This window comes from Rhizobium sp. SEMIA4064, assembly GCF_003025035.1.
GTDB classification, from domain to species: Bacteria; Pseudomonadota; Alphaproteobacteria; order Rhizobiales; family Rhizobiaceae; genus Rhizobium; species Rhizobium paranaense.
On sequence record NZ_PYJN01000019.1, the window covers coordinates 668,574 to 690,942 of the forward strand.

Sequence of the window (22,369 nt, forward strand, 5' to 3'; positions counted from 1 at the left end):
CGGACGCGGCAAGCTCGCTCCGAACAGAAAAGCTTTGTGCCATGTCTGCCCCCTTACGCCGTTCGAACGTCTCTCCCTCCGTCACGGAACCTGCGCCTCTCACCGCTGCCGCCTGGTATGCCACCATCGCCGGCCTCTGCGGGAGCCTCGTTGCGATCGGTCTCGCCCGCTTCGCCTATACGCCGCTGATCCCGCCGCTCATCAGCGCACATTGGTTTTCGGCCGGCGATACGGTGACGCTGGGTGCGGCCAATTTTGCCGGATACCTCGCCGGTGCCTTGCTCGGCCGGCCCCTGGCTGCCGGTCTCGGCAATCGTCTGGCGCTGCGGCTGCTGATGGTCGCCGCGACCGCGGCCTTCTTCGCCTGCGCCTTTCCGGTCTCCGTCACCTGGTTTTTTGTCTGGCGCTTCCTCTCCGGTCTTGCCGGCGGCGCCATCATGGTGCTCGTCGCGACCACCATCCTGCCGCACATCCCGGTCCCCCGACGCGGCTTCGTCAGCGGCATGATTTTCCTCGGCCTCGGTCTCGGCATCGCCGCCTCGGGAACCCTGGTGCCCGCACTGCTGCGCATCGGTCTTCGCGAAACCTGGATCGGCTTAGGGGTCCTGTCACTCATCCTGACCGCCGTCAGTTGGTTCGGCTGGCCTGCGACCAATCCGCCGGCACCGGCGGCGCACGCCGCGGCCCACCATCCCACAGCAAAGGCCGAATGGTCGCTGCGTATCCTCTATGGCCAATATGCCGCCAATGCCCTCGGCCTCGTGCCCGTCATGGTGCTGTTGGTCGACTACGTCGCCCGTGGTCTCGGCCGTGGTGCCGACATCGGAGCGGCCTGCTGGGTGCTCTATGGCGTTGCTGCCATCACCGGCCCGGTACTAACTGGCTATGCCGCAGACCGCATCGGCTTTGCCCCAGCCTATCGCGGCGCTCTGCTGCTACAGGCTGTCGGCGCCGCCACGCTGGCCACATCCGGCAATCCCTGGCTGGTCGGCTTTGCCACGGTGCTGCTTGGCATCTTCACGCCAGGCATCGTGCCGCTGGTGCTCGGCCGCATCCAGGAAATCCTGCCGCATAGCCACGTCGCCCAACGCGCCGCCTGGAGCCGGGCAACGACGGCTTTCGCTCTTTTCCAGGCGCTTGGCGGCTATGGCTATTCCTATCTCTTCATCCACACCGGCGAAAACTACGGCATCATCTTCCTTTGCGGTGCGGTGGCACTTGTCCTCGCGTTGCTGGCCGATGTCTTGAACAGCGTGAAGCGTCGGAAACACCGAGCCTCATGAAAATTGAAGCGGGCAAAGCCTGCTTCAGGCCCATGTCAGATACGGAAAGGATAGTCCGCGCACGTCAACTTCAGAGAGCAACCCTCATGACTTCAAATCGCGCCCTTGGCTATTCCACCACCCAGATCTCATTGCATTGGATCATTGCAGCGCTGGTCCTGTTTCAGCTCCTGTTCGGGGAGAGCATGACTACGGTGGTCGACGCGCAGGTAAGGGGAAACACCGTTTCGCCGGCGGATATGTCTTTGGGCACGGCGCATTATTGGGTGGGTGTCGCAGTCCTGTTGCTCGTCCTTTTGCGCCTTGCCTTGCGCGTCGCGTTCGGAACACCCAAGCCCGCCGGCGCTTCCGCGCTGCTGGTAAAACTTGCCGCCGCGGCACATTGGCTGTTCTACGCGCTTCTGCTGCTCGTTCCCCTGACCGGCCTGCTGGCCTATTATTTCTCCGATCCCTTTGGCGATATTCACGGCCTGGGCAAGCCCGCATTCATCATCCTCATCGGCCTGCATGCCGCCGGCGCCCTCTACCATCAGTTCCTCTTGAAAGACGGAACGCTGCGCCGGATGCTCGTTCCGGCGCGCTGAGCATAGCGGCCCATAGCCGTTGAGGCAGCCGGACCCTTGACATCGGCTTCCGATCGTCCGACTTCACATCTACCAGGGCGTCACCTGCTCAATTGGCAGGCGGGTGACGCGGCGTAGACCAAGGAGCAAGACCATGACCGAAGCGGCGAAAAGCACGATCGACCAGAGCGAAGTGGACCGCTTTTCAGCGATGGCGGCGGAATGGTGGAGCCCGACCGGCAAGTTCAAGCCGCTGCATAAGTTCAATCCGGTGCGGCTCGCCTATATCCGCGACCATGCCTGCGAGAATTTCGGCCGCGATCCGAAGAGCGCACGGCCACTGGAGGGCCTGCGCGTACTCGATATCGGCTGTGGCGGCGGATTGCTGTCGGAGCCGGTGGCGCGCATGGGGGCCTCGGTCGTCGGCGCCGACCCTTCCGAAAAGAACATCGGCATTGCCTCGACCCATGCGAAAGCCTCCGGCGTTCCCGTCGACTACCGCGCCGTCACAGCCGAGCAACTGGCTGAGGCCGGCGAGACATTCGATATCGTGCTGAACATGGAAGTGGTGGAGCACGTTGCCGACGTCGAATTTTTCCTTTCGACCTGCGCCAAGATGGTGCGCCCCGGCGGCCTGATGTTCGTCGCCACCATCAATCGGACGATGAAAGCAGCGGCATTGGCCATCTTCGCCGCCGAAAACGTCCTGCGCTGGCTGCCGCGCGGCACGCATCAATATGAGAAGCTTGTCCGCCCGGAAGAGATAGAGAAGCCGCTCGGCGCAAACGGCCTCGACATCATCGCCCGCACCGGCGTCTTCTATTCGCCGCTGCAGGACCGATGGAACCTGTCGAAGGACATGGACGTGAACTACATGCTGCTGGCAAAGCGGGCGGGGTGAAATCTTCTTCGCCGGTGACCGGGGGTGTCCGCTAAGCTTTCAGCGCCAGGACATGCGCCAGCAAATCGCTCTGGCCCATCGCATTTTTTGCTGCAATTTCCTTCACCCTGCTACGATCGATCGTCGCCGGATGGCCAGTGGCAGCATAGGGCTGCTTGAATGAAAACGCCGCCGCGCTCGGCCCTTCGTCGTGAAGCCGCTCCAGACGCTCGGCACCGTCTTTCCATTCCGGAATGACATCGGCATCCACCCACCACAGAACCAGCGCCGGCCAACGTTGTTTCACGTTCCAGTGCCGCGCGTGCTTCAGTGCATCGGCGTGAACGCCGTCATAGCTGAAAGCCATCAGTGATTCGATATCGGTCCAAAGAGACAGGGAAGACGGCGCTGTCGCAAAGCCGCTGCCTTCGATGAAGCGCGGGAAAACCTGCTTACCCCAACATGCCGGTCCCGGGTCTCCATCGTAACCGGAGCGGCCGATGAAGCCATGGGCGCGGGCGGCTGCCTCGAAATTTGCCGCTTCCCGCAGGCGAAATCCTTCGACTGCGGGGCTGCTATAGGGCGCAACATGCAGCCCGAAATTATACATGGCGAGATGCTTGCCGCTGGGCATCAGTTGATGTCGTCCGGCAATACCGGGATAGCGGCGATCTCGATACCCTCTTCGACCAGCGCCTGCGCCTCATCCGGCGTCGCCTTGCCGATGATGCCCCTGGCGTCCGCCTCGCCATAGTGGATCTTGCGGGCCTCTTCGGGGAATTTCGTGCCGACGTCCTCGGCATTGGCCTTGATGGCGTCGACGGCCTCCTTGAGCTTGTTCAAGGCCTCCTTGCGCGCAGTATCCATGGCAAGCGTCTGCAACTCCTCCTTCTTGCGCCCGGTGGAAACCGACGGCGCCATCAGGAGTTTGGAGATCACACCCGAATTGCAGACGGGGCAGGTCAGGAAACCGCTTGCGACCTGCCGGTCGAAATCGGCGCTTTCCGAAAACCAGCCCTCGAACTCATGGGCACTGTCACATCTCAGCGAATAGCGGATCAAGCAGCGACGCCTCCAGCCGCCGGCGTCGCGATCTTTTCCAGCGAAAACTCGCGCGCATTCTTCAGATTGGGGATCTTGTCGTGAGCAGCTTTGACAGCCGCGACGTCGATCTCGGCGATAACGACCGCCTCGCCCGTGCCGCCGGCCGATGCCAGCACCTTGCCCCAGGGATCGATGATCATCGAATGGCCGAAGGTCTCGCGGCCATCCTCATGCGTACCTGCCTGAGCGGCGGCGATGACGAACATGCCGTTTTCGATGGCGCGCGCCCGAAGCAGGATTTCCCAATGCGCCTCGCCCGTCTGCCTGGTGAAGGCGGCAGGCACCGTCATCACCTGAGCACCGGCGACAGCCTGGGCGCGGAAGAGCTGCGGAAAGCGCACGTCGTAGCAAATGGAGAAGCCGAGCTCGGCAAAGGGCAGCGACACGATGCGCGCCTCGGAGCCGGGACGATAGACCGCGCTTTCGCGCCAGCTCTCGCCATTATCGAGATCGACGTCGAACATGTGGATCTTGTCGTAGCGGCTGAGCAGCCTACCATCAGGGCCGAAGAGGAAGCCACGATTGGCGATCTTGCCGTCGTCGAGCGCGATCGCGGTCGAGCCGACATGCAGGTGAATGCCGAGTTCCTGAGCCAGCTCAGCGGCCGTCTTGACGATGATATCATTGGCTTCGTCGCGCAGCACCGCGCGCAGACCCGGCCGATCCTTCTGCACCGCCCCGGTCATTTCCGGCGTCTGCACGTAAACGGCGCCTTTAGCCGCCGCCTCGCGAACCAGCCGCGCCATATCGGCAGCGTTCTTCACCGGATCGACACCGGAGCACATCTGAATGGCGGCAGCCTTGAAGGTCATTGTTCTCTCCCCGTTTTGTCCGGTTCAGGCGGCAAGCAGCGTATCGAGCTTGCCGGCCCGGTCGAGCGCATGAATATCATCACATCCGCCGACATGCTCGCCATTGATGAAAATCTGCGGGAAGGTCGAACGACCCTTCGCCTTCGAAATCATCTCCTGGCGCAGCTCGGGCGAATAAGTGGCGTTGTGTTCGACATAATCGACGCCCTTGGAGTCGAGCAGCGCTTTTGCCCGGGCGCAATAGCCACAGAATTCACGCGTATAAATAACGACGGATGCCATGATCCACTCCGAAAAAGACAGGTTTACTGTCATATAAGATCGCCGACAGCCCTTGCAAAGGTTAAAACCGTTACGTCAGCCGCGCCGGCTTTTTTCAGCATTTTCGTCGCCGCTGCAACGGTCGCGCCGGTCGTATAGACATCATCTACCAGCACGATGCGGCGGCCAAAGACATCGCCGGCCCGGCCTTCGGGAATGGCGAAAGCGCCCCGCACATTGTCCTGACGCGCCCTCGCCCCGAGGCCGACCTGCTGCGTCGTCCGCTTGACGCGCAACAATGTCGCTGCCAGCAGCGGTTTGTCCGAAAGCCGCGCCAGGTGGCAAGCAAGTTCCGCCGCCTGATTGTATTTGCGCGAGAACAGCCGCGCCCGATGCAGCGGCACCGGAATGATGGCATCGCAGGCGGCAACGGTGCCGTCACTGGCGCGCAGCATCCAGCCGGCCATCATTGGCGCCAGATCGGTGCGGTCGCGATACTTCAATCCCAGCACGAGATCGCGCACCACCCCGTCGTGAATGGCAGCCGAGCGCAGCCGATCGAACACAGGCGGATCGGCGATCGCCTCGGCGCTCAAAATCCCCGTGCCGAGATCGTGGAAAAACGGACTGCCCAGCACCTCACAATAGGGCCGCTCGATGAAGCGGATGCCGGACCAGCAGGCGGGGCAAAGGCTGCGATGCGCCCCCGTCGACGTGCCGCAGCCGGCGCAAGCCGGCGGATAGATGAGATCGGCCAGCGCCGACCACGGCTTTATCAAGCCGGCCCGCAGCATCGATACCGTGATTTCGCGTCCCATCATCCCCATATGGTTGACACTAGCTTTTTCCCGGCGCCTTTGCGAAGGAAAACGCGCGTGGCCGCTCGGCCCCATCAATGAAATAGTGATCGCAGGAAACCGTCATGGAAATCGTCTTCGACCAATCGCTGCTCGCCGCCCGCAGGCACCGTGCGCTTGCCCAGGGAGACCACAGGGCGGCTTTCCTGCTGGAGATCGCCGCCCGCGAACTGGCCGAACGGCTTGCCGTCATCGAGCGACATTTTGACGAGGCGGTCGAACTGCACGGCGCAACCGGGATTGCCGCTCGTGAGGCCTTCGCGACCGGCAAGATCGGCCATATCAAGCGTATCGAAAGCGAGACCGGCTTTGCCGTGAGCGGCGAGGATCTGATCAAAGCTCCGTTGGAAGAGCTGCCGCTGGAAGCGGAATCCGTCAACCTGGTGCTGTCGCCGCTCAGCCTGCACCTTACCAACGATACGCCGGGTGTCTTCATCCAGATCCGCCGCGCGCTGAAGGCCGATGGCCTGTTTCTGGCTGCGATCCCCGGCTCCGGTACACTGCAGGAACTGCGCGACGTGCTGCTCGCGACGGAGATCGAGCTGACCGGTGGCGCCAGCCCACGCGTCATTCCTTTTGCCGATGTTCGCGATGTCGGCGGCTTGCTGCAGCGTGCGGGCTTCACTTTGCCGGTGATCGACGCCGAGACATATACGGTGCGCTACGACAATCTCTTTGCGCTGATGCGGGACCTGCGTGCCATGGGCATGACCAATCCGCTGGCCGACCGCAGCCGCAAGCCGCTGACGCGCGCTTTCTTCCTGCGCGCAGCCGAACTCTATGCCGAGCGCTATTCCGATCCCGATGGGAGAATAAGGGCGACTTTCTCGATCATCTACGCGTCCGGCTGGACGCCGCATGAAAGCCAGCAGAAGCCGCTGCAACCCGGCTCAGCCAAGGCACGGCTTGCCGATGCGCTGAAAGTCGAAGAGCACAAGCTGAAACAGTGAATGGATCGGACCCGGTTCGCTGACCTGGGCGAACCCGTCAATTAGCCGGCGAATTAGCGACCGTGTTGGAGATGTAATTGAACATCGCCGACAGGCTGGTGCCGAAGGCGCCGACGCCACTGATGATCGCCACCGACATCAGCGCGACGATCAGGCCATATTCGACGACCGTGGCACCGGTCTCGTCACGAAAAAAACGCCGTACGGAACGCATACGCTTCAAACCCCCAACATCTGAAAACGAGCGTATCCGGCGCCTTCATGGACCCGATAGGCTTTACCAATATAACAGTCAGCAGCCGCTGTCGGCGCCATAGCCTTGAACGATGCAGACCGAACCGGGCTCCTGCTGCAGCACGCTACGGCGGATCGTGTAACGCTTGCCGTTTTCAGTCTGCGGGATAGAGCCGGTCGTAATATTGTCGAAATCGGGCGCGCTGGCGAGCACGCTGGACTTGGATTTGTCGGAAAGCATTGGCGTCAGGATAAGCGAAAGCGCGACCGCCGCCGTTCCAAACAGCAAGGCGATATTCAACGCGCCCGTCTTGCGCGACGAGGAATATGACTGTTCTTTTTCCTGAACAGCTTTCCAGAAATCGTCGTCCATAATGTCAAGCCTTCTCTAACGCACACCCAACCGCTTGATTGAGATCATTCAATGCCAGAAGGTCATAAACGATCCCTTAATATCCACATGTAAATTAGATATGCGTTGAGTCGCGGGGCAAAGCCTGAAAAGAACTAAGCAATTGATATCGAAGACTTAATTGCAGTTAACCATGTTTAGCTGGTTGTAATTTCGGAAACAGCAACCGCGGTAACGATACCGTTATGGACGAGACGCTGCACAACTTCGCATGAAATGCCTGAAAATATCTGCAAGTGGCGCGCCGATCAAAAGATGCCGAAGTCGATGCAGACCCAGCTTCGAAGACAGGTTTATAGAATGGCGCGGTAGGCGCGCCATCGCTCAGGATGCTTTACAGAAGATCTTGCAAGAAGGGGATCAGCGGCTCGTCGGCCGGCGGCATTGGATAGTCGCGCAGCGCCTGCGGCCGCACCCACTTGATCGCCTGGCCCTCGCGGCCGTGCGGGAACCCCTCGTAACGCCGGCAGATGTAAAGAGGCATCAGCAGGTGGAAGGTTTCGTAGGTATGGCTAGCAAAGGTCAGCGGCGCCAAGCACGCGATCTTCGTCTGGATGCCGAGTTCTTCCTGAAGTTCGCGCACCAAGGTCTCTTCCGGCGTCTCGCCGGGCTCGACCTTGCCGCCTGGAAATTCCCAAAGACCGGCCAGCGATTTGCCTTCCGGCCGCTGCGCCAGAAGAATGCGGCCATCGGTGTCGATGAGCGCGCAGGCAGCGACCAGAATGATCTTACGACCGGCCTCGCTCATGCTTCACCCGCAGGGCGCCAGTAGCAATAACGATAGGCCTCGCGAAAACCGAAACGGGCATAGAGCGCCAATGCCGGTTCGTTGGAGGCGCCGACCTGAAGCCAAGCGGTCCGGGCGCTGCGCATGCGCGCCCACCGCAGCGCCGACGTCAGGATCTCGATCGCCAATCCCTTGCGCCGGTGCTCAGCCGCCACCGACACCGACATGATGCCGGCGAGGTCGTTATCCTGCACGCAAAGTGTCGTCGCCACCGGTCCGGCCTCGTCATTCTCGATGACGAAAAGGCCCGACGGCGGCTTGATCCCGCTCACCACCTCGGCCAGGGCAGGCTTGAGAATAGGATCGGCTTTATCCACCAAGAGGCTCGCGTCGACATACCGGCCGACATCATGGCTCGGCAGATGATCCAGCGTATCGGGAAGCTCGAGATCGATCAGATCGGCGGTCATGACGATGGTTTCTTCAAACCGCGTCCAGCCATGGCGCTGCAACAGCTCGATCAGCATTGGCGAGGCCAGCGGCGTCTCGCGCACCACCATTGGCCGGCCATAGGCTTCGAACTTGCGCTGCGCCTTCGTCAGCCGGATATCGAGATCGCGGCTGTCAGAGGGATCGAGCGGCACGACGCAGTTCAGCCGTTTCGACGGATGGCCCGCCGTCAACCGCACCTGCCAACTGCCATCATACTGCACGGACGAGGCAGGCCATGCCCGGAAACCAACGGCTTCGAGCCTGCGCACCAAAGGCAGCTTGTTCATCGTAGACTGCGCATGCATCGGAAGGATATCAGCTCCGGTAGTCGCCATTGATGGCAACATATTCCTTGGTGAGGTCGCAGGTCCAGACCGTCGCCCGGCCATTGCCGAGCCCAAGGTCGACTTTCACAGGAATATCCTGCTGCTTCATCACGTTGGAAGCTGCTTCCTCGGAATAGGAGGCATCGCGTTCGCCATTGACGGCGACGCGGACGTCACCGAACCAGATGGCGAGCCTGTCGCGGTCGGCCATTTCGCCGGCCTTGCCGACGGCCATGACGACGCGGCCCCAATTGGCGTCTTCGCCGGCAGCAGCGGTCTTGACCAGCGGCGAATTGGCGATCGAGAGCGCAATACGCTTGGCAGCCGCGTCATTCTCGGCGCCGGTCACGGTAATCTCGAGCATCTTGGTGGCGCCTTCGCCGTCGCGAACCACCTGGATGGCGAGATCCTTCAGGAGCTCGTTCAGCGCCGTGCGGAAAGCAACAAGCTTGGGATCATCGGCGCGTTCGATATGCGCCTGACCGTCAGCGGCGGCAGCACCGGTGGCGAACAACATCAGCGTATCCGACGTCGACGTATCGCTGTCGACCGTCATCGAATTGAAACTTGGGTCGACGCCTTCCGACAGAAGGGTCTGCAAGGCAGCGGAAGAGATGTCGGCATCGGTGACGACGAAGGACAGCATGGTCGCCATATCGGGCGCGATCATGCCGGCACCCTTGGCGATGCCGTTGATGGTGACTTTGACGCCGCCGATCTCGGCGCTGCGGGTGGCAACCTTCGGATAGGTATCCGTCGTCATGATCGCCTTGGCGGCTTCGAACCAGAAATCGCTGGTCGCATCCTTGGCCATGGTGTCGAGCACGCCGGCGAACTTGGTCGCATCCAGCGGCTCGCCGATCACGCCTGTCGAGGCGAGGTAGACTTCATTTTCGTCGCAGCCGACGGCAGCGGCCGCCGACTTGGCGGTGAGCTCGGTCGCCTGGCGGCCCTTGAGGCCGGTGAAAGCATTGGCATTGCCGGAATTGACGACGACGGCCCGGGCGCTGCCGTGCGGCAGGTTCGACCGGCAGAAATCGACGGGAGCCGACGGGCACCTCGAGCGGGTAAAGACACCCGCGACGGCCGCCGGCCTGTCGAAAACCATGAGCAGGACGTCGGTCCGGTTCTTGTATTTGATACCGGCGGATGCCGTGGTCATGCGCACGCCGCGCAAAGCCGGCATGGAAACGAAGGATTTGGGAGCGAGCGGGGAGACAGAACCGGACATGAGGCCACCTGAACGAGCATGATGCCGAAGAAAATCATCCGGCTCCAGTGAAGGGCCCGGAAAAAACCGGGCCCTGATGGTTTGACTGCTGCGACTTACTGCTGCGGCTGAGCGTCAGGGGCAACCACGTCGTCTGCCGGCGCCTGATCCTGCTGCTTCTGCGCATCATCATAGGCCTTGCTTAGCGCCGGGTCATTGATGACGACCTTCGATTCCTGCTTAGCCTTGTTCAGGAGTTCAAGATACTTGTCGCGCATGACGAGCTGACGAACCTGATCCTTCACCTGGTCGAACGGCGGCGGCGGAGCGACGCGCTTGTCTTCGACCTTGATGACGTGCCAGCCGAAGTCGGACTTCACAGGGGTCTTGGTGTAGGTGCCGACCGGCAGCGCGAAGGCTGCGTCTTCGAATTCCTTGACCATGCGGCCGCGGGCGAAATAGCCGAGATCGCCGCCGTCGCCCTTGTTCGGGTCGGTCGACTTTTCCTTGGCGAGTTCGGCAAAATCCTTGCCGGCGTCGAGTTCCTTGATGATTGCCTTGGCTTCATCCTCGGTCTTCACCAGGATGTGGCGTGCGTGGACCTCTTCCTGCTTCGGCAGGGCGGCGACTTCCTTGTCGTAGCGGGCCTTGACCTCATCGTCCTTGATCGCGTCGGCGACATGCGCCTTGAAATAGGCGTTGTGCAGCTCGCGATCGCGCAGATAGGCCATGTGCGACTGGAAGTCCGGCGTCTGGTCGAGCTTTTCGGCAGCCGCGTCCTTGGCGAGCAGCTTAACGTCGATCGAAGCCGAAAGTGCCGCGACCTTCTTCTGTTCGTCGGGAAGCTGGCCAAGCTGCGGGTCGAGGTTGGCGATCGCGAGATCGAGCTCGGACTGATGGATTTCAACATCGCCGACCTTGGCGACAACGGGATCTTTGGCGTCAGCGGCAAACACCGGCGCCTGCAAGGTGACGAATGTTGCGAATGCAACCGCAGCAAGTTTGTTGTAGCTCAACATAAAATAACCTTTCGGTGGTCTCGACCGGCTCCAAGTAATGAATCCGGTAGGAAAAGCCTTCAGCAGGAGAATGTGGCCTTTCTGTATCGGCCAATTCCCGTTGACATCAATCGACCCCCCTCTTATCTGTCACGCAACCTCGCGTCCAGAACAGTTTCCGGGCGTTTTGTGCTATACTCCCGATTTTTTCAGTGGCGGATGAAGCAGAAAACGACAGGATGAAATCTCAGAAAGGACCAGTCATATGGTCAGCCTAGGTGGAATTGCCCGCAAGTTGTTTGGCTCGTCCAACGACCGTCGCGTCAAGTCATTCCAGCCGAATGTCGTTGCGATCAACGCGCTCGAAGAACAGATGCGCGCTTTGTCTGACGAAGCCTTGGCCGCGAAGACGGTCGAGTTCCGCCAGCAGCTTGCCGACGGCAAGACGCTCGACGACCTTCTCGTCCCCGCTTTTGCCGTGGTGCGCGAGGCCTCGCGGCGCGTTCTCGGCATGCGACCTTTTGACGTACAGCTCATCGGCGGCATGATCCTGCATTCGAATGCGATCTCCGAAATGAAGACGGGTGAAGGCAAGACACTGGTCGCGACCCTGCCCGTCTACCTGAACGCGCTTGCCGGCAAGGGCGTTCACGTCGTCACCGTCAACGACTACCTGGCGCAGCGCGACAGTGGCCACATGGGCCGCATTTACGGCTTCCTCGGCCTGAGCACCGGCGTCATCATACACGGCCTGTCGGATGAAGAACGACGCGACGCCTATGCCTGCGACATCACTTACGCCACCAACAACGAACTCGGCTTCGACTATCTGCGCGACAATATGAAATACGACCGCGGCCAGATGGTGCAGCGCGGTCACAATTTTGCGATCGTCGACGAAGTGGACTCGATCCTCGTCGACGAGGCGCGCACGCCGCTCATCATTTCCGGCCCGCTCGACGACCGTTCCGATCTCTATACCACGATCGACGCCTTCATTCCGCGCCTGTCGAAGGACGATTACGAGATCGACGAGAAGCAGCGCTCGGCCAACTTCTCCGAAGACGGCACCGAAAAGCTGGAAAACATGCTGCGTGACGCTGGCTTGCTGAAGGCTGAATCGCTCTACGACGTCGAAAACGTTGCGATCGTCCACCACGTCAACAACGCCCTGAAGGCCCACAAGCTCTTCCAGCGCGACAAGGACTATATCGTCCGCAACGACGAAGTCGTCATTATCGACGAATTCACCGGCCGCATGATGCCGGGCCGCCGCTATTCGGACGGCCAGCACCAGGCGCTGGAGGCCAAGGAACGGGTGCAGATCCAGCCTGAAAACCAGACGCTGGCCCAGATCACCTTCCAGAATTACTTCCGCATGTACGGCAAGCTGGCCGGCATGACCGGTACGGCGTCGACGGAAGCGGAAGAATTCGGCAACATCTACGGCCTCGACGTGGTCGAAGTGCCGACCAACTTGCCGATCCAGCGTATCGACGAGGACGACGAAGTCTACCGTACGCACGACGAGAAGTATAAGGCGATCATCACCGAAATTCTGGACGCCCATAAGCGCGGCCAGCCGGTGCTCGTCGGCACCACCTCGATCGAAAAGTCCGAGCTTCTTGCCGACCTCATGCGCAAGCAGGGCTTCAGCAACTTCCAGGTTCTGAACGCCCGCTACCACGAGCAGGAAGCCTATATCGTTGCACAGGCCGGTGTTCCCGGCGCGGTCACGATCGCCACCAACATGGCTGGCCGCGGTACCGACATCCAGCTCGGCGGCAACCTCGATATGCGCGTCGAGCGCGATTTGGACGGGATGGAGCCCGGTCCGGAGCGCGATGCGGCAATCGCCAAGATCGCCGAAGAGATCAAGGAGCTCAAGCAGCAGGCGCTCACCGCCGGCGGTCTCTACGTTATCGCCAGCGAGCGCCATGAAAGCCGCCGCATCGACAATCAGTTGCGCGGCCGTTCCGGCCGTCAGGGCGACCCCGGCCGCTCGAAATTCTACCTGTCGCTCCAGGATGACCTGATGCGCATCTTCGGCTCCGATCGTATGGACGGCATGCTGCAGAAGCTCGGCCTCAAGGAAGGCGAAGCCATCGTCCATCCCTGGATCAACAAGGCGCTGGAACGCGCCCAGAAGAAGGTCGAAGCCCGCAACTTCGATATCCGCAAGAACGTCCTGAAGTATGACGACGTGCTGAACGATCAGCGCAAGGTCATCTTCGAGCAGCGCGTCGAGCTGATGGATGCGACGGATCTCTCCGAAACCGTCGGCGACATGCGCCACGAGGTCATCGAAGATCTGGTTTCCAAGTATATCCCCGAGCGCGCTTATGCCGAGCAGTGGGATGCCGATGGCCTGAAGACCGCGGTCGCCAACTTCTTCGATCTCGATATGCCGGTGCATGACTGGGTCAAGGAAGAAGGTATCGCCGAAGACGATATCCGCACCCGCCTGACGGAAGCAGCAGACAAGGCCGCCACGGAAAAGGCCGAGCGCTTCGGCCCTGAGATCATGACCTATGTCGAGCGCTCCATCGTGCTGCAGACGCTAGACAATCTCTGGCGTGAGCACATCGTCAACCTCGACCATCTGCGCTCCGTCATCGGCTTCCGCGGCTACGCCCAGCGCGATCCGCTGCAGGAATACAAGGCCGAGGCTTTCGAACTCTTCCAGTCGCTTCTGAACAACCTGCGCCAGGCCGTCACGGGTCAGTTGTCGCGCGTTGAACTGGTGCAGCAGCCGGCCGAGCCGCAGACGCTGCCCATGCAGGCGCGCCATATCGATGCCACGACCGGTGAAGACGAATTTGCGCCGCTGAGCCTCGTCAACGAAAACGTCGTTGCCCCGGAAAACCGCGATCCGCAGAATCCGGCGACCTGGGGCCGCATCGGCCGCAACGAGACCTGCCCCTGCGGCTCCGGCAAAAAGTATAAGCACTGCCACGGGGCTTTTGAAAGCAACGAAGTGGTTTGAGATTTCGCAATCTCTGCAATGATCAAAATGCCGCCTTCGGGCGGCATTTTTTATGCGCGATTTTGTCGGATGCCGCGGCGATAACTACTCAGCATGTGCGCCAAAACGCTTCAGCAAGAAATCGATCATGCTGCGCAGCTTCGCCGTCGGCCGACGGTCTACGGCGTATAACAGGTACATCGGTGAGGCGACGGGTGTCCATTCCGGCAGCACCTGCACGAGGCGACCTCTGGCAAGATCATCGGCAAGCATGACTTCCGGCTGAAGGACGATACCAGCGCCATTCAAGGCCGCAACGCGCAGCGCATCGCCATTGTCGGCAGACAATCGCCCGCTCACATCCGGCCGCCATTCGCCATCCGGGCCGAACAAATACCACTGGTCGCGGCGACGCCAATAAGAAAGGCCGAGGCAGTCATGCACGGACAAATCTCTGGGATGCGCGGGCGTACCCCGCCGCTCCAGATAGGCCGCTGACGCGGCCATTATCCTTCGATACGGCTGCAAAGGGCGCGCCACCAAATCGACCTGGGCGACCTCGCCTATCCGAATTGCGAGTTCGCACCCCTCTCGCGACAGGTCCGGCACCCCGTTGTCCAGCATGACGTCCACGCTCACGGCGGGATACATGGCGAGATAATCGGCAAGTGCCGGCATCAGGCGGTGACTTCCGAACGTGACGGGGGAGACGATACGCAGCAGGCCGCGAGGCTCGGATTGCAATTCGCTCGCACTGGCGTCAGCCAGTTGCACATCGGCCAGCACTTGCTTGCAGCGCTCGTAATATAGTCGGCCGATTTCGGTCAGTTGCTGACGCCGGGTGGTTCGATGCAGCAGGCGAGCTCCCAGGCGCGCTTCTATCGCCCGCACCTGCTTACCCGCCATGGTGGGAGACACGCCGGCAGCGTCGGCCGCGGCGCTGAAGCTGCCGTGCTCAACCACCCGCACGAACATCGTCATAGCGGACAACTTATCCATATTATAAACCCAATGGTTCTAAATGAATGAACATAGAGCATGTTTATTCCGGAGAAGCCAGCGGCCATAGTTCCTTTGCCTCAGCCATTCTCAAGTCGAGACGGCAGCCAAACAGGAGCTTTCCAATGCCAACAATTCACCTCGAAATGCATCCAGGCCGAACCCTCGAACAAAAGCGTGATTTCGTCCGCAAGGTCACTCAGGTCACCGCTGAGACGCTTGCTTGCCCGACGGACAGCGTGGACGTGTTGATCAGCGAGGTCCCTCGCGAACACTGGGCCAAGGGCGGTCAGCTCGTAGCGGACAAGGATGCGCCTCAGAAAATCGCAAAATGACACGGTGACGGTCCGAAGCAGACCTTTACCGACTCCGTCAACACGGCGTAGGACCTGTTTAAGCCTTCGCATCCTATCGATCCATAAGTGTCGCCTTCGGGCGGCATTTTGTTGATACGCCGGCACCGTCTTCGCACGCTTTTCGTGTATTCGAGGAACCGAATCTTAACCCCCCTCTGCGAAAACTGTCGTTAGGTTAAATCATGTTTTAAGTATTGCGTATCGACATGGCGGTCTTTCAAACAGCAGAGAAAATGCTGCCGTCCGGGCTGCGGACTGTGCTGTCGCCGTATCTGCGCAAACTCGCGCCCCTTTTCACCGGCAATGACGAAAAGGTCGTCTCGCAGCGCATGGCGCTGGTCGCTTTCGCGATCCGCATTGCCGGTGCCGCCCTTGCCTTCGTCTCACAGATCGTCCTTGCCCGAATGATGGGCCGTTTCGAATATGGCGTCTTCGTCTTCGTCTGGGTTCTGATGATCCTATTCGGCAATCTTGCCTGCCTCGGCTTCCCGACCGCCATCATTCGTTTCCTGCCGCAATATGATGCGAGCGGCGATCACGATGCCATCCGCGGTGTGACCGCCACCGCCCGCCGCTTCGTCCTGGCGGTTGCCGGCGGGCTGGCGCTGATCGGCATGGCGGCGCTCTATGCTTTCAGCGGCATGGTCGAAAACTATTACGTCACACCGATCTTTCTCGGCCTGATCGCCGTACCGATGATCGCGCTCGGCGATGTGCTGGACGGGACGGCGCGCGCCAATCACTGGCCGGTCATGGCGCTGAGCCCGACCTTCCTCATCCGCCCGACGCTGATCCTGCTGTTCATGCTGACGGCCATTCTTTCCGGCGCGGCCCATAGTGCTGTGACGGCGATGGCGGCTGCCCTTGCCGCCGCTTTCGTCACCGTCTGCTGCCAGTATCTCGCCGTCACCTTTCGCCTGCGCCGCCACTATCCCGACGGCCCGAAAACGATCGAATTCAGTGCCTGGTTTGCCGTCGCTTTCCCGGTCTTTCTGGTCGAGGGCGTCGGTTATCTCCTGACGAATTCCGATGTCGTCGTGGTCGGCATCTACCTCGATCCCGCAGAGGTCGCCGTCTATTTCGCCGCTGCCAAGATCATGGCGCTGGTGCATTTCATCTATTTCGCCGTCAAGGCCGCCATCGGCCCGCGCTTTGCCGCCATCATGGCCGAGAACGATCGGGAAAAACTAGCAGCCTTCGCCACGGAAGCCGCGCGCTGGACCTTCTTCCCGGCTCTTGCCGTCGGTCTTGTCGTGTTCGCGGCCGGGCAATTCCTGCTCTCGCTTTTCGGCGCGGCCTTTACCGAAGGCCAGGTGGTCATCGCGATCCTGCTTGCCGGCGTTCTCGCCAAGGCGCTCGTCGGTCCAGCCGAGGTGCTGCTGCTGATGGCAGACCGGCAGATGCTTTGCGTCTATCTCTATGCCGCGGCGCTGATCGCTAATATCGGCCTCAACGTCGCTCTCATTCCGCATTTCGGCATCGAAGGCGCGGCCATTGCTGCGGCCAGCGCCATGATGGTCGAGGCCGTGTTGCTGCATATCGCCGTGCGCCGCGCGTTCGGCATCGTGCTCTTCGCCCTTAGCCGCCGGCCGACGGCGCCAGCAACGAACGGGGCACTCTGACCATGGCGCGCCCTCCCTTTACCGAAAGCACAGACAGCCAAGTCAACGCTCTGACGCACACGCTCGCGGCGCTGCATTTCGAACGACCCAAGGCGGAGGCCCGCGTCGAGGTCGGACGCGCCGGCCGTGAACTCTGCCTCTATCCCGGCAAGCTCGGCTATGAGCTGCAGGACGAACTGGATTTTCTCTCCAATCGTGCCATGGAGCCGAACGTCTTCTTTTCCGGTCGCTTCCTGGCGCCTGCCATGCCGCGCCTGGAGGATCGGCAGATCCGCCTCGCTTTGATGCGCGATGAAAATGGCAGCCGGAGCCGCATGCGCTTCCTGATGCCCTTTACCGTCGACAAGCCGGGTTTTGCGATCGGTCCTTCGATTATCCGCGTCTGGTCGAATTCCTTCGGCCCGGTCGGCACGCCGCTGGTGGATGCCGAAGAGGCCGGCGAGACGCTCGACAATCTCTTCGAGGCGCTGACCCGACGTGAACTGGGCCTGCCGACCACGCTGGTACTGCCGGATATCCGGTTGAACGGCCGTTTCGCCCAGATGGCAAAAGCGGTCGCCATCGGCCGCAACCTGCCCCTCACGGTTGCCAATCCCTATCAACGGCCGATGCTCGACAGCAGCGAGGACGCGCTCGCCTATCTCAAGCGAACGATTTCGAACGCGCATCTGCGTGAAATGCGCCGCCAGTGGCGCCTCCTGGAAAATCATGGTGAGGTCGTCTACAGCGTCGCCCGCCAGCCCCGCGACATTCACCTGCGCATGGAAGAATTCATGGCGTTGGAGGCGAGCGGCTGGAAGGGCAAGAAGCGCAGCGCCTTGGTCACGGACCGCCACCATGCGGCCTTCGCCCGCGAAGCCGTCTCCAACCTCGCCGCCGTCGATGCCGTACGCATTCACACCATCGACCTCAACGGCAAGGCAATCGCCTCGATGATCGTGCTGATGATGGGCGGCGAAGCCTATACCTGGAAAACAGCCTATAACGAGGATTATGCCCGCTATTCGCCGGGCAAGCTGCTGATGGGCGAACTGACTGAATGGCATCTCGACGACGCCAACATCGTCCGTTCCGACTCCTGCGCCGTGCCGGATCATCCGATCATGAGCCGCTTCTGGCAGGAGCGCGAAGACATGGGCACGCTGATCATCGGCCTGACACAGAACGGCGACCGCGACGTCCGCCAAGTGGCAACGCAACTGCACATGTACCGCAGCACCCGCAACATGGCGAAGCTGCTGCGCGAGAAGATATTGTCGCTTACGAAGCGCTAGACATCCGGTTTGCTTCCAGAGCCTCGGCCACTGCACGATCGCGCAGCAGGCGGCGGATGACCTTGCCCGATGTCGTCAGCGGCAGGGCATCGACAAACTCGATCTCGCGCGGATATTCATGCATGGAAAGCCGCGTTTTCACCCAGTCGCGGATCTCGGCGGCCAGCACCTCGCTCGGCTCGAAGCCGGGCGCGAGAACCACATAGGCCTTGACGATTTCCGTGCGCACCGCATCCGGCTTGCCGACGGCGGCGGCCAGTTGCACGGCCGGATGACCGCCGAGACAGTCCTCGATCTCGCTAGGACCGATACGATAGCCCGACGAAGTGATGACATCGTCGTCGCGGCCGATAAAGGAAATGTAGCCGTCCGCATCCTGCCGGCCGAGATCGCCGGTCAACAGCCAGTCACCGACGAATTTCGCCTCCGTCGCCTTCTCGTCCTGCCAATAGCCGAGGAACATCACCGGATCGGGCCGCTGAATGGCGATCTGCCCGCTCTCGCCAACCGGCATCTCCCTGCCATCAACGTCGACGATCGCAACGCGATGACCGGGCACCTGCTTGCCGGTCGCCCCGCCACGGCTGACGCCGAAGGCCGCGCTGGAGGACAGAACGAAATTGCACTCCGTCTGGCCGAAAAACTCGTTGACGGTGACCCCGAGGGCGGAACGCGCCCATTCATAGGTCTCGCGCCCGAGCGCCTCACCGGCCGAACCGACGGTGCGCAATTTAAGATCGTAAAGCGCCCGGGGATTGCTGACCGACTTCAGCAGCCGCAAGGCGGTCGGCGGAATGAAGGCATTGCGCACGCCCATCTCGGCCATGATGCGAAAGGCCATATGCGCATCGAATTTCTGCGCCGGCGAGGAGACGACGGGCACGCCGAGCATGAGGCTCGGCAGCAGCGCGTTCAGCAGCCCACCCGCCCAGGCCCAATCCGACGGCGTCCAGAGCCTGTCGCCTCCTTGAGGAAAACCTTCATGGGCGAACTGCATGCCCGGAATATGCCCCGGCAAAACGCGATGGCCATGCAAGGCACCCTTCGGCGGTCCCGTGGTACCCGAGGTGAAAATCATCAGCGCCGGGGCGTCCGGCCCGGTTTCCGCCACGTCGAAAAGCGGCGGATGAGCGGCGACCAACTCTGCAAAGCCGGCGACACCCTCCCCGGCGCCGTCGATACTGATCACATGCGCCAGGTCCGGCAAGCGATCCCGGATCGGCCGCAGCCGCGACAGGCCGAACTGGTTGGTGACGATCGCCGAGGTTCCCGAAATCGCCAGCCGGTATTCCAACGCCTCGGCGCCGAAAAGCAGCGCCAGCGGCAGTGCGATCGCTCCCATCTTGTAGATGGCGACATGCGCGATGACGGTCTCGAAACTCTGCGGCAAAAGCAGCGCCACCCGATCGCCCGGCCGCACGCCGAGCGCCGTCAACGCATTGGCAAAAGCGGCGGAACGGTCCCGCAGCTCGCCATAGGTCATCGTCCGATGACTGCCGTCCGGGTTGAAATGCTCAAGGCAGACCCGGTCCGGCTCCCGCTCAGCCCAGTCATCGCAAACCGCGCGCCCGATATTGAATTTCGCCGGAATGTCCCAACGAAAATCGCGATAAAGGGCATCATAGGTGTTGCTTGGGGGCAGTTTCATACCAAAGTCCAGAAAAATGCTGCGGTGCAGCTAACACCTGTTGCGCCGCAGGTTCAAGGAAAACAATTGCGATTGTTGCCTTAGCGTCCGCGGAAATCGCCGTCTTTATTTAGCACTGCTTCAAAGCCTATTGCGAATTATTGAGCTAATCGGCGAAGCTGCGCTCCGCTAGTCTGCCTTCGATGACACATCCACTCTGCCTCCGGTCCGGCGGCGGAGCGTTTCCGTATCGGACCCTAAAACAGGATGGAGACTACCGATGGAATACGTGAAGCTTGGCAAAACCGGCCTTGAAGTGTCCCGCATCTGCCTGGGCTGCATGACCTATGGCGATCCCGGCAAGGGCACGCATGCCTGGTCGCTGAAGGAGGAGGACAGCCGCCCCCTGCTCAAGCAGGCGATCGAGGCAGGCATCAACTTCCTCGACACGGCGAACACCTATTCCAACGGCTCGTCGGAGGAAATCGTCGGCCGCGCCATCAAGGCTTTCGCGCGCCGCGAGGATATCGTTCTCGCAACGAAGGTGTTCAACCGCATGCGCCCCGGCCCGAACGGCGCCGGCCTGTCGCGCAAGGCGATTTTCGATGAGATCGACAACAGCCTGCGCCGCCTCGGTACCGACTATGTCGATCTCTACCAGATCCATCGCTGGGACTATTCGACGCCGATCGAGGAAACGCTGGAAGCGCTGCACGATGTCGTCAAGGCCGGCAAGGCCCGCTATATCGGCGCCTCCTCGATGTATTCCTGGCAATTCGCCAAGGCGATCTACACCTCGCGCCTCAATGGCTGGACCGAATTCGTCAGCATGCAGAACCACCTGAACCTGCTCTATCGCGAGGAAGAGCGCGAAATGCTGCCCTTCTGCGAAGACCAGAAGATCGCCGTCATCCCCTGGAGCCCGCTTGCCCGCGGCCGCCTCACCCGCGACTGGGACGAGGCGACGGCGCGCTCGCAAACCGACGAATTCGGCAAGACACTTTACACACAGGCGGTCGAGGCCGACCGTAAGGTCGTCGAAGCCGTCGGCGCCATCGCCAAAGCCCGTGGCGTCGCCCGCGCCCAGGTCGCCACCGCCTGGCTCCTGCAGAAGAGCGCCGTCACCGCCCCAATCATCGGCGCCTCAAAGCCCGGCCACATCGCCGACGCCGTCGCCTCGCTGTCGGTGAAACTGACGCCGCAGGAAATCGAGGCACTGGAATCACCCTATATCCCGCATGGGGTTGCCGGGTTTAAGTGACCGGAGATTTTGGAGCTGGTCAGGTTGGGCCAATGATGTTGCACGTACCTGCCTGAGCGGCCCCTCACCTCAACCCTCTCCCCGCCCATGCAGGGAGAGGGGGTTATCGCATTCCATTAGCACCTTCTGAATAAATGGACAGAGCGACAGATACGGAGCAGTCCCCTCGCCCCGCTTGCGGGGAGAGGGCTAGGGTAAGGGGCAATCCCACCCTCTGAAGCCAATTGAGCTGCAATGGCCTTCCACCGCAGACAATGACGATGCCTTGAGCCCACCGCAAATCGCGCAAAAGTTACTTCACGAGAAGGTCACGGTGAGGCTTAACAGGTCAAGATTCCCCCACCCCGAGGATGGCAATCCATGATCACAGCTCCCTTCGAAGCGCGGCGCTTTCAGTCGACCGCGGCCTATTACCTGCGCTATCGCATCCCCTATCCGGACAGCCTGATCGCCCGTGTCGCCGAGCGAAGCGGCCTGAAGGCCGGCGGCCATGTGCTGGACCTTGGTTGCGGCCCCGGCCAGCTTGGCATCGCCTTTGCGCGCCTCCAGGGCGCCGCCGTCACCGCCATGGACCCGGAGCCGGAAATGCTCGCCGCGGCCGAAGCCGGCGCGAAGGACGCTGGCGTCGAGATCACCCTGCGTCAGGGTTCTTCCTATGATCTCGGGCCGGATATCGGCAGGCTGCATCTCTGCGTCATGGGCCGCTCCTTCCACTGGATGGATCGCCCGGCGACGCTTACGGCTCTCGACACGCTGATCGAGCCCGGCGGCGCCGTCGTACTGTTCGGCGACAGACACATAGAGGCGAGCCCGGATTGGCGCACCATCGTTGATAAACTGACGGAAACTTTTTCGCCGGAACGCCATGAGCAGCGCCTGTTGCGCAAGAGCAAGGCCTGGGCGCCGCATGAGGCCATGCTACTCGCCTCGCCCTTCAACAACCTTGAGCGCATCGGCATTGTCAGCGAATATCAAAAAGATATCGAGGATATCGTCGGCCGCGTTTTCTCGATGTCCTCCACCTCGCCGCAGGCGCTGGGCGACAAGCTTGCGGATTTCGAGGCGGCGTTGCGCGCCGAGCTGCTGGACACGGCCCCTGACGGGAAAATCACGGAGATCGTCGAATCGAACGGTCTGCTCGCCTTCCGCGGCTGAT

General features: G+C 61.4%; 23 protein-coding genes. 10 read left to right on the forward strand and 13 right to left on the reverse strand.

Going from position 1 to position 22,369, the window contains the following annotated elements:
* The first annotated feature begins 41 nt into the window (after nucleotides 1-41).
* The 3 genes from C9E91_RS16900 (at nucleotide 42) to ubiG (ending at nucleotide 2,747) form a co-directional block, all read left to right on the forward strand.
* Nucleotides 42-1,283: a YbfB/YjiJ family MFS transporter gene (locus tag C9E91_RS16900; protein ID WP_107109403.1), complete on the forward strand. Its 1,242-nt coding sequence runs from the start codon at nucleotides 42-44 to the stop codon at nucleotides 1,281-1,283.
* A complete protein-coding gene (locus C9E91_RS16905) occupies nucleotides 1,280-1,867 on the forward strand; it encodes a cytochrome b (RefSeq protein ID WP_245407511.1) in 588 nt (195 codons plus the stop codon). The genes C9E91_RS16900 and C9E91_RS16905 overlap by 4 nt, the downstream gene beginning before the upstream one ends.
* A 133-nt stretch (nucleotides 1,868-2,000) precedes the next feature.
* Nucleotides 2,001-2,747: a bifunctional 2-polyprenyl-6-hydroxyphenol methylase/3-demethylubiquinol 3-O-methyltransferase UbiG gene (gene ubiG / locus C9E91_RS16910; protein ID WP_107109405.1), complete on the forward strand. Its 747-nt coding sequence runs from the start codon at nucleotides 2,001-2,003 to the stop codon at nucleotides 2,745-2,747.
* Nucleotides 2,748-2,778: 31 nt separating this feature from the next.
* Here ubiG and C9E91_RS16915 read toward each other — a convergent pair whose 3' ends face one another.
* From C9E91_RS16915 to C9E91_RS16935, 5 genes are read right to left on the reverse strand one after another with little or no spacing between them, the layout of a single operon-like run.
* The gene (locus C9E91_RS16915) at nucleotides 2,779-3,360 is read right to left on the reverse strand and encodes a DUF3291 domain-containing protein (protein WP_107109406.1); all 582 of its coding nucleotides are present in this window, start codon (nucleotides 3,358-3,360) and stop codon (nucleotides 2,779-2,781) included.
* Nucleotides 3,360-3,788 (reverse strand): DUF1178 family protein, encoded by a 429-nt coding sequence (locus tag C9E91_RS16920; protein WP_107109407.1) that lies wholly within the window; start codon nucleotides 3,786-3,788, stop codon nucleotides 3,360-3,362. The genes C9E91_RS16915 and C9E91_RS16920 overlap by 1 nt, the downstream gene beginning before the upstream one ends.
* Nucleotides 3,785-4,642 (reverse strand): carbon-nitrogen hydrolase family protein, encoded by an 858-nt coding sequence (locus C9E91_RS16925; RefSeq protein WP_107109408.1) that lies wholly within the window; start codon nucleotides 4,640-4,642, stop codon nucleotides 3,785-3,787. The genes C9E91_RS16920 and C9E91_RS16925 overlap by 4 nt, the downstream gene beginning before the upstream one ends.
* Nucleotides 4,643-4,666: 24 nt before the next feature.
* Nucleotides 4,667-4,924, reverse strand: a complete 258-nt coding sequence (gene grxC, locus C9E91_RS16930) for a glutaredoxin 3 (protein ID WP_107109409.1) — start codon at nucleotides 4,922-4,924, stop codon at nucleotides 4,667-4,669.
* 29 nt (nucleotides 4,925-4,953) lie between these two features.
* Entirely contained in the window at nucleotides 4,954-5,730 is a 777-nt protein-coding gene (locus tag C9E91_RS16935) for a ComF family protein (RefSeq protein ID WP_107109410.1), read from the reverse strand.
* Between the two features lie 95 nt (nucleotides 5,731-5,825).
* Between C9E91_RS16935 and C9E91_RS16940 the strand changes: the two genes are divergently transcribed.
* A complete protein-coding gene (locus C9E91_RS16940) occupies nucleotides 5,826-6,710 on the forward strand; it encodes a methyltransferase domain-containing protein (protein WP_107109411.1) in 885 nt (294 codons plus the stop codon).
* Nucleotides 6,711-6,747: 37 nt separating this feature from the next.
* Here the strand turns inward: C9E91_RS16940 and C9E91_RS16945 are convergent, their stop codons facing one another.
* From C9E91_RS16945 to C9E91_RS16970, 6 genes are all read right to left on the reverse strand, one after another.
* Nucleotides 6,748-6,924 carry a Flp family type IVb pilin gene (locus C9E91_RS16945; protein WP_107109412.1) on the reverse strand — a complete coding sequence of 59 codons (177 nt, stop codon included), beginning with the start codon at nucleotides 6,922-6,924 and terminating at the stop codon, nucleotides 6,748-6,750.
* Nucleotides 6,925-7,002: 78 nt separating this feature from the next.
* Complete coding sequence (locus tag C9E91_RS16950; protein ID WP_028754944.1) at nucleotides 7,003-7,317, reverse strand: hypothetical protein; 315 nt, start codon at nucleotides 7,315-7,317, stop codon at nucleotides 7,003-7,005.
* 373 nt (nucleotides 7,318-7,690) lie between these two features.
* Nucleotides 7,691-8,104 carry an 8-oxo-dGTP diphosphatase MutT gene (mutT, locus tag C9E91_RS16955; protein WP_107109413.1) on the reverse strand — a complete coding sequence of 138 codons (414 nt, stop codon included), beginning with the start codon at nucleotides 8,102-8,104 and terminating at the stop codon, nucleotides 7,691-7,693.
* Nucleotides 8,101-8,910 carry a GNAT family N-acetyltransferase gene (locus tag C9E91_RS16960; protein WP_181316100.1) on the reverse strand — a complete coding sequence of 270 codons (810 nt, stop codon included), beginning with the start codon at nucleotides 8,908-8,910 and terminating at the stop codon, nucleotides 8,101-8,103. The genes mutT and C9E91_RS16960 overlap by 4 nt, the downstream gene beginning before the upstream one ends.
* Nucleotides 8,891-10,132, reverse strand: a complete 1,242-nt coding sequence (gene argJ / locus C9E91_RS16965; protein ID WP_107109414.1) for a bifunctional glutamate N-acetyltransferase/amino-acid acetyltransferase ArgJ — start codon at nucleotides 10,130-10,132, stop codon at nucleotides 8,891-8,893. Before argJ ends, C9E91_RS16960 begins: the two co-directional genes overlap by 20 nt.
* A 95-nt stretch (nucleotides 10,133-10,227) precedes the next feature.
* Nucleotides 10,228-11,130, reverse strand: coding sequence for a peptidylprolyl isomerase (locus C9E91_RS16970; RefSeq protein ID WP_107109415.1), 903 nt, complete (start codon nucleotides 11,128-11,130; stop codon nucleotides 10,228-10,230).
* Between the two features lie 244 nt (nucleotides 11,131-11,374).
* On the opposite strand from C9E91_RS16970, the gene secA reads away from it, so the two are divergent.
* The gene (gene secA / locus C9E91_RS16975; protein ID WP_107109416.1) at nucleotides 11,375-14,095 is read left to right on the forward strand and encodes a preprotein translocase subunit SecA; all 2,721 of its coding nucleotides are present in this window, start codon (nucleotides 11,375-11,377) and stop codon (nucleotides 14,093-14,095) included.
* 84 nt (nucleotides 14,096-14,179) lie between these two features.
* On the opposite strand, the gene C9E91_RS16980 is transcribed toward secA, so the two are convergent.
* Nucleotides 14,180-15,073: a LysR family transcriptional regulator gene (locus tag C9E91_RS16980; RefSeq protein WP_107109417.1), complete on the reverse strand. Its 894-nt coding sequence runs from the start codon at nucleotides 15,071-15,073 to the stop codon at nucleotides 14,180-14,182.
* A gap of 26 nt (nucleotides 15,074-15,099) precedes the next feature.
* Between C9E91_RS16980 and C9E91_RS16985 the strand changes: the two genes are divergently transcribed.
* The 3 genes from C9E91_RS16985 to C9E91_RS16995 all read left to right on the forward strand — a co-directional run bounded on the left by C9E91_RS16985 (nucleotide 15,100) and on the right by C9E91_RS16995 (nucleotide 18,325).
* A complete protein-coding gene (locus C9E91_RS16985) occupies nucleotides 15,100-15,408 on the forward strand; it encodes a 4-oxalocrotonate tautomerase (protein ID WP_280951175.1) in 309 nt (102 codons plus the stop codon).
* Nucleotides 15,409-15,635: 227 nt separating this feature from the next.
* A complete protein-coding gene (locus C9E91_RS16990; protein WP_107109488.1) occupies nucleotides 15,636-17,051 on the forward strand; it encodes a lipopolysaccharide biosynthesis protein in 1,416 nt (471 codons plus the stop codon).
* Between the two features lie 2 nt (nucleotides 17,052-17,053).
* The gene (locus C9E91_RS16995) at nucleotides 17,054-18,325 is read left to right on the forward strand and encodes a GNAT family N-acetyltransferase (RefSeq protein WP_107109419.1); all 1,272 of its coding nucleotides are present in this window, start codon (nucleotides 17,054-17,056) and stop codon (nucleotides 18,323-18,325) included.
* Here the strand turns inward: C9E91_RS16995 and C9E91_RS17000 are convergent.
* The gene (locus C9E91_RS17000) at nucleotides 18,312-19,973 is read right to left on the reverse strand and encodes an AMP-binding protein (RefSeq protein WP_107109420.1); all 1,662 of its coding nucleotides are present in this window, start codon (nucleotides 19,971-19,973) and stop codon (nucleotides 18,312-18,314) included. The two genes, C9E91_RS16995 and C9E91_RS17000, sit on opposite strands and share 14 nt — an antisense overlap.
* A 259-nt stretch (nucleotides 19,974-20,232) precedes the next feature.
* On the opposite strand from C9E91_RS17000, the gene C9E91_RS17005 reads away from it, so the two are divergent.
* Entirely contained in the window at nucleotides 20,233-21,213 is a 981-nt protein-coding gene (locus C9E91_RS17005) for an aldo/keto reductase (RefSeq protein WP_107109421.1), read from the forward strand.
* 360 nt (nucleotides 21,214-21,573) lie between these two features.
* Nucleotides 21,574-22,368 (forward strand): class I SAM-dependent methyltransferase, encoded by a 795-nt coding sequence (locus tag C9E91_RS17010; protein WP_107109422.1) that lies wholly within the window; start codon nucleotides 21,574-21,576, stop codon nucleotides 22,366-22,368.
* The last annotated feature ends 1 nt before the right edge of the window (nucleotide 22,369 follow it).

Bases quoted from the DNA above. Each gene is read 5' to 3' on its own strand.
- secA (WP_107109416.1), top strand. From the start codon at position 11,375: ATGGTCAGCCTAGGTGGAATTGCCCGCAAGTTGTTTGGCTCGTCCAAC.
- C9E91_RS17005 (WP_107109421.1), top strand. From the start codon at position 20,233: ATGGAATACGTGAAGCTTGGCAAAACCGGCCTTGAAGTGTCCCGCATC.
- C9E91_RS16940 (WP_107109411.1), top strand. From the start codon at position 5,826: ATGGAAATCGTCTTCGACCAATCGCTGCTCGCCGCCCGCAGGCACCGT.
- C9E91_RS16960 (WP_181316100.1), bottom strand. From the start codon at position 8,910: ATGGCGACTACCGGAGCTGATATCCTTCCGATGCATGCGCAGTCTACG.
- C9E91_RS16900 (WP_107109403.1), top strand. From the start codon at position 42: ATGTCTGCCCCCTTACGCCGTTCGAACGTCTCTCCCTCCGTCACGGAA.
- C9E91_RS16950 (WP_028754944.1), bottom strand. From the start codon at position 7,317: ATGGACGACGATTTCTGGAAAGCTGTTCAGGAAAAAGAACAGTCATAT.
- C9E91_RS16925 (WP_107109408.1), bottom strand. From the start codon at position 4,642: ATGACCTTCAAGGCTGCCGCCATTCAGATGTGCTCCGGTGTCGATCCG.
- C9E91_RS16990 (WP_107109488.1), top strand. From the start codon at position 15,636: ATGGCGGTCTTTCAAACAGCAGAGAAAATGCTGCCGTCCGGGCTGCGG.
- C9E91_RS16995 (WP_107109419.1), top strand. From the start codon at position 17,054: ATGGCGCGCCCTCCCTTTACCGAAAGCACAGACAGCCAAGTCAACGCT.
- C9E91_RS16945 (WP_107109412.1), bottom strand. From the start codon at position 6,924: ATGCGTTCCGTACGGCGTTTTTTTCGTGACGAGACCGGTGCCACGGTC.
- C9E91_RS17000 (WP_107109420.1), bottom strand. From the start codon at position 19,973: ATGAAACTGCCCCCAAGCAACACCTATGATGCCCTTTATCGCGATTTT.
- grxC (WP_107109409.1), bottom strand. From the start codon at position 4,924: ATGGCATCCGTCGTTATTTATACGCGTGAATTCTGTGGCTATTGCGCC.
- C9E91_RS16915 (WP_107109406.1), bottom strand. From the start codon at position 3,360: ATGCCCAGCGGCAAGCATCTCGCCATGTATAATTTCGGGCTGCATGTT.
- mutT (WP_107109413.1), bottom strand. From the start codon at position 8,104: ATGAGCGAGGCCGGTCGTAAGATCATTCTGGTCGCTGCCTGCGCGCTC.
- ubiG (WP_107109405.1), top strand. From the start codon at position 2,001: ATGACCGAAGCGGCGAAAAGCACGATCGACCAGAGCGAAGTGGACCGC.
- argJ (WP_107109414.1), bottom strand. From the start codon at position 10,132: ATGTCCGGTTCTGTCTCCCCGCTCGCTCCCAAATCCTTCGTTTCCATG.
- C9E91_RS16985 (WP_280951175.1), top strand. From the start codon at position 15,100: ATGAACATAGAGCATGTTTATTCCGGAGAAGCCAGCGGCCATAGTTCC.
- C9E91_RS16905 (WP_245407511.1), top strand. From the start codon at position 1,280: ATGAAAATTGAAGCGGGCAAAGCCTGCTTCAGGCCCATGTCAGATACG.
- C9E91_RS16970 (WP_107109415.1), bottom strand. From the start codon at position 11,130: ATGTTGAGCTACAACAAACTTGCTGCGGTTGCATTCGCAACATTCGTC.
- C9E91_RS16935 (WP_107109410.1), bottom strand. From the start codon at position 5,730: ATGGGGATGATGGGACGCGAAATCACGGTATCGATGCTGCGGGCCGGC.
- C9E91_RS17010 (WP_107109422.1), top strand. From the start codon at position 21,574: ATGATCACAGCTCCCTTCGAAGCGCGGCGCTTTCAGTCGACCGCGGCC.
- C9E91_RS16980 (WP_107109417.1), bottom strand. From the start codon at position 15,073: ATGGATAAGTTGTCCGCTATGACGATGTTCGTGCGGGTGGTTGAGCAC.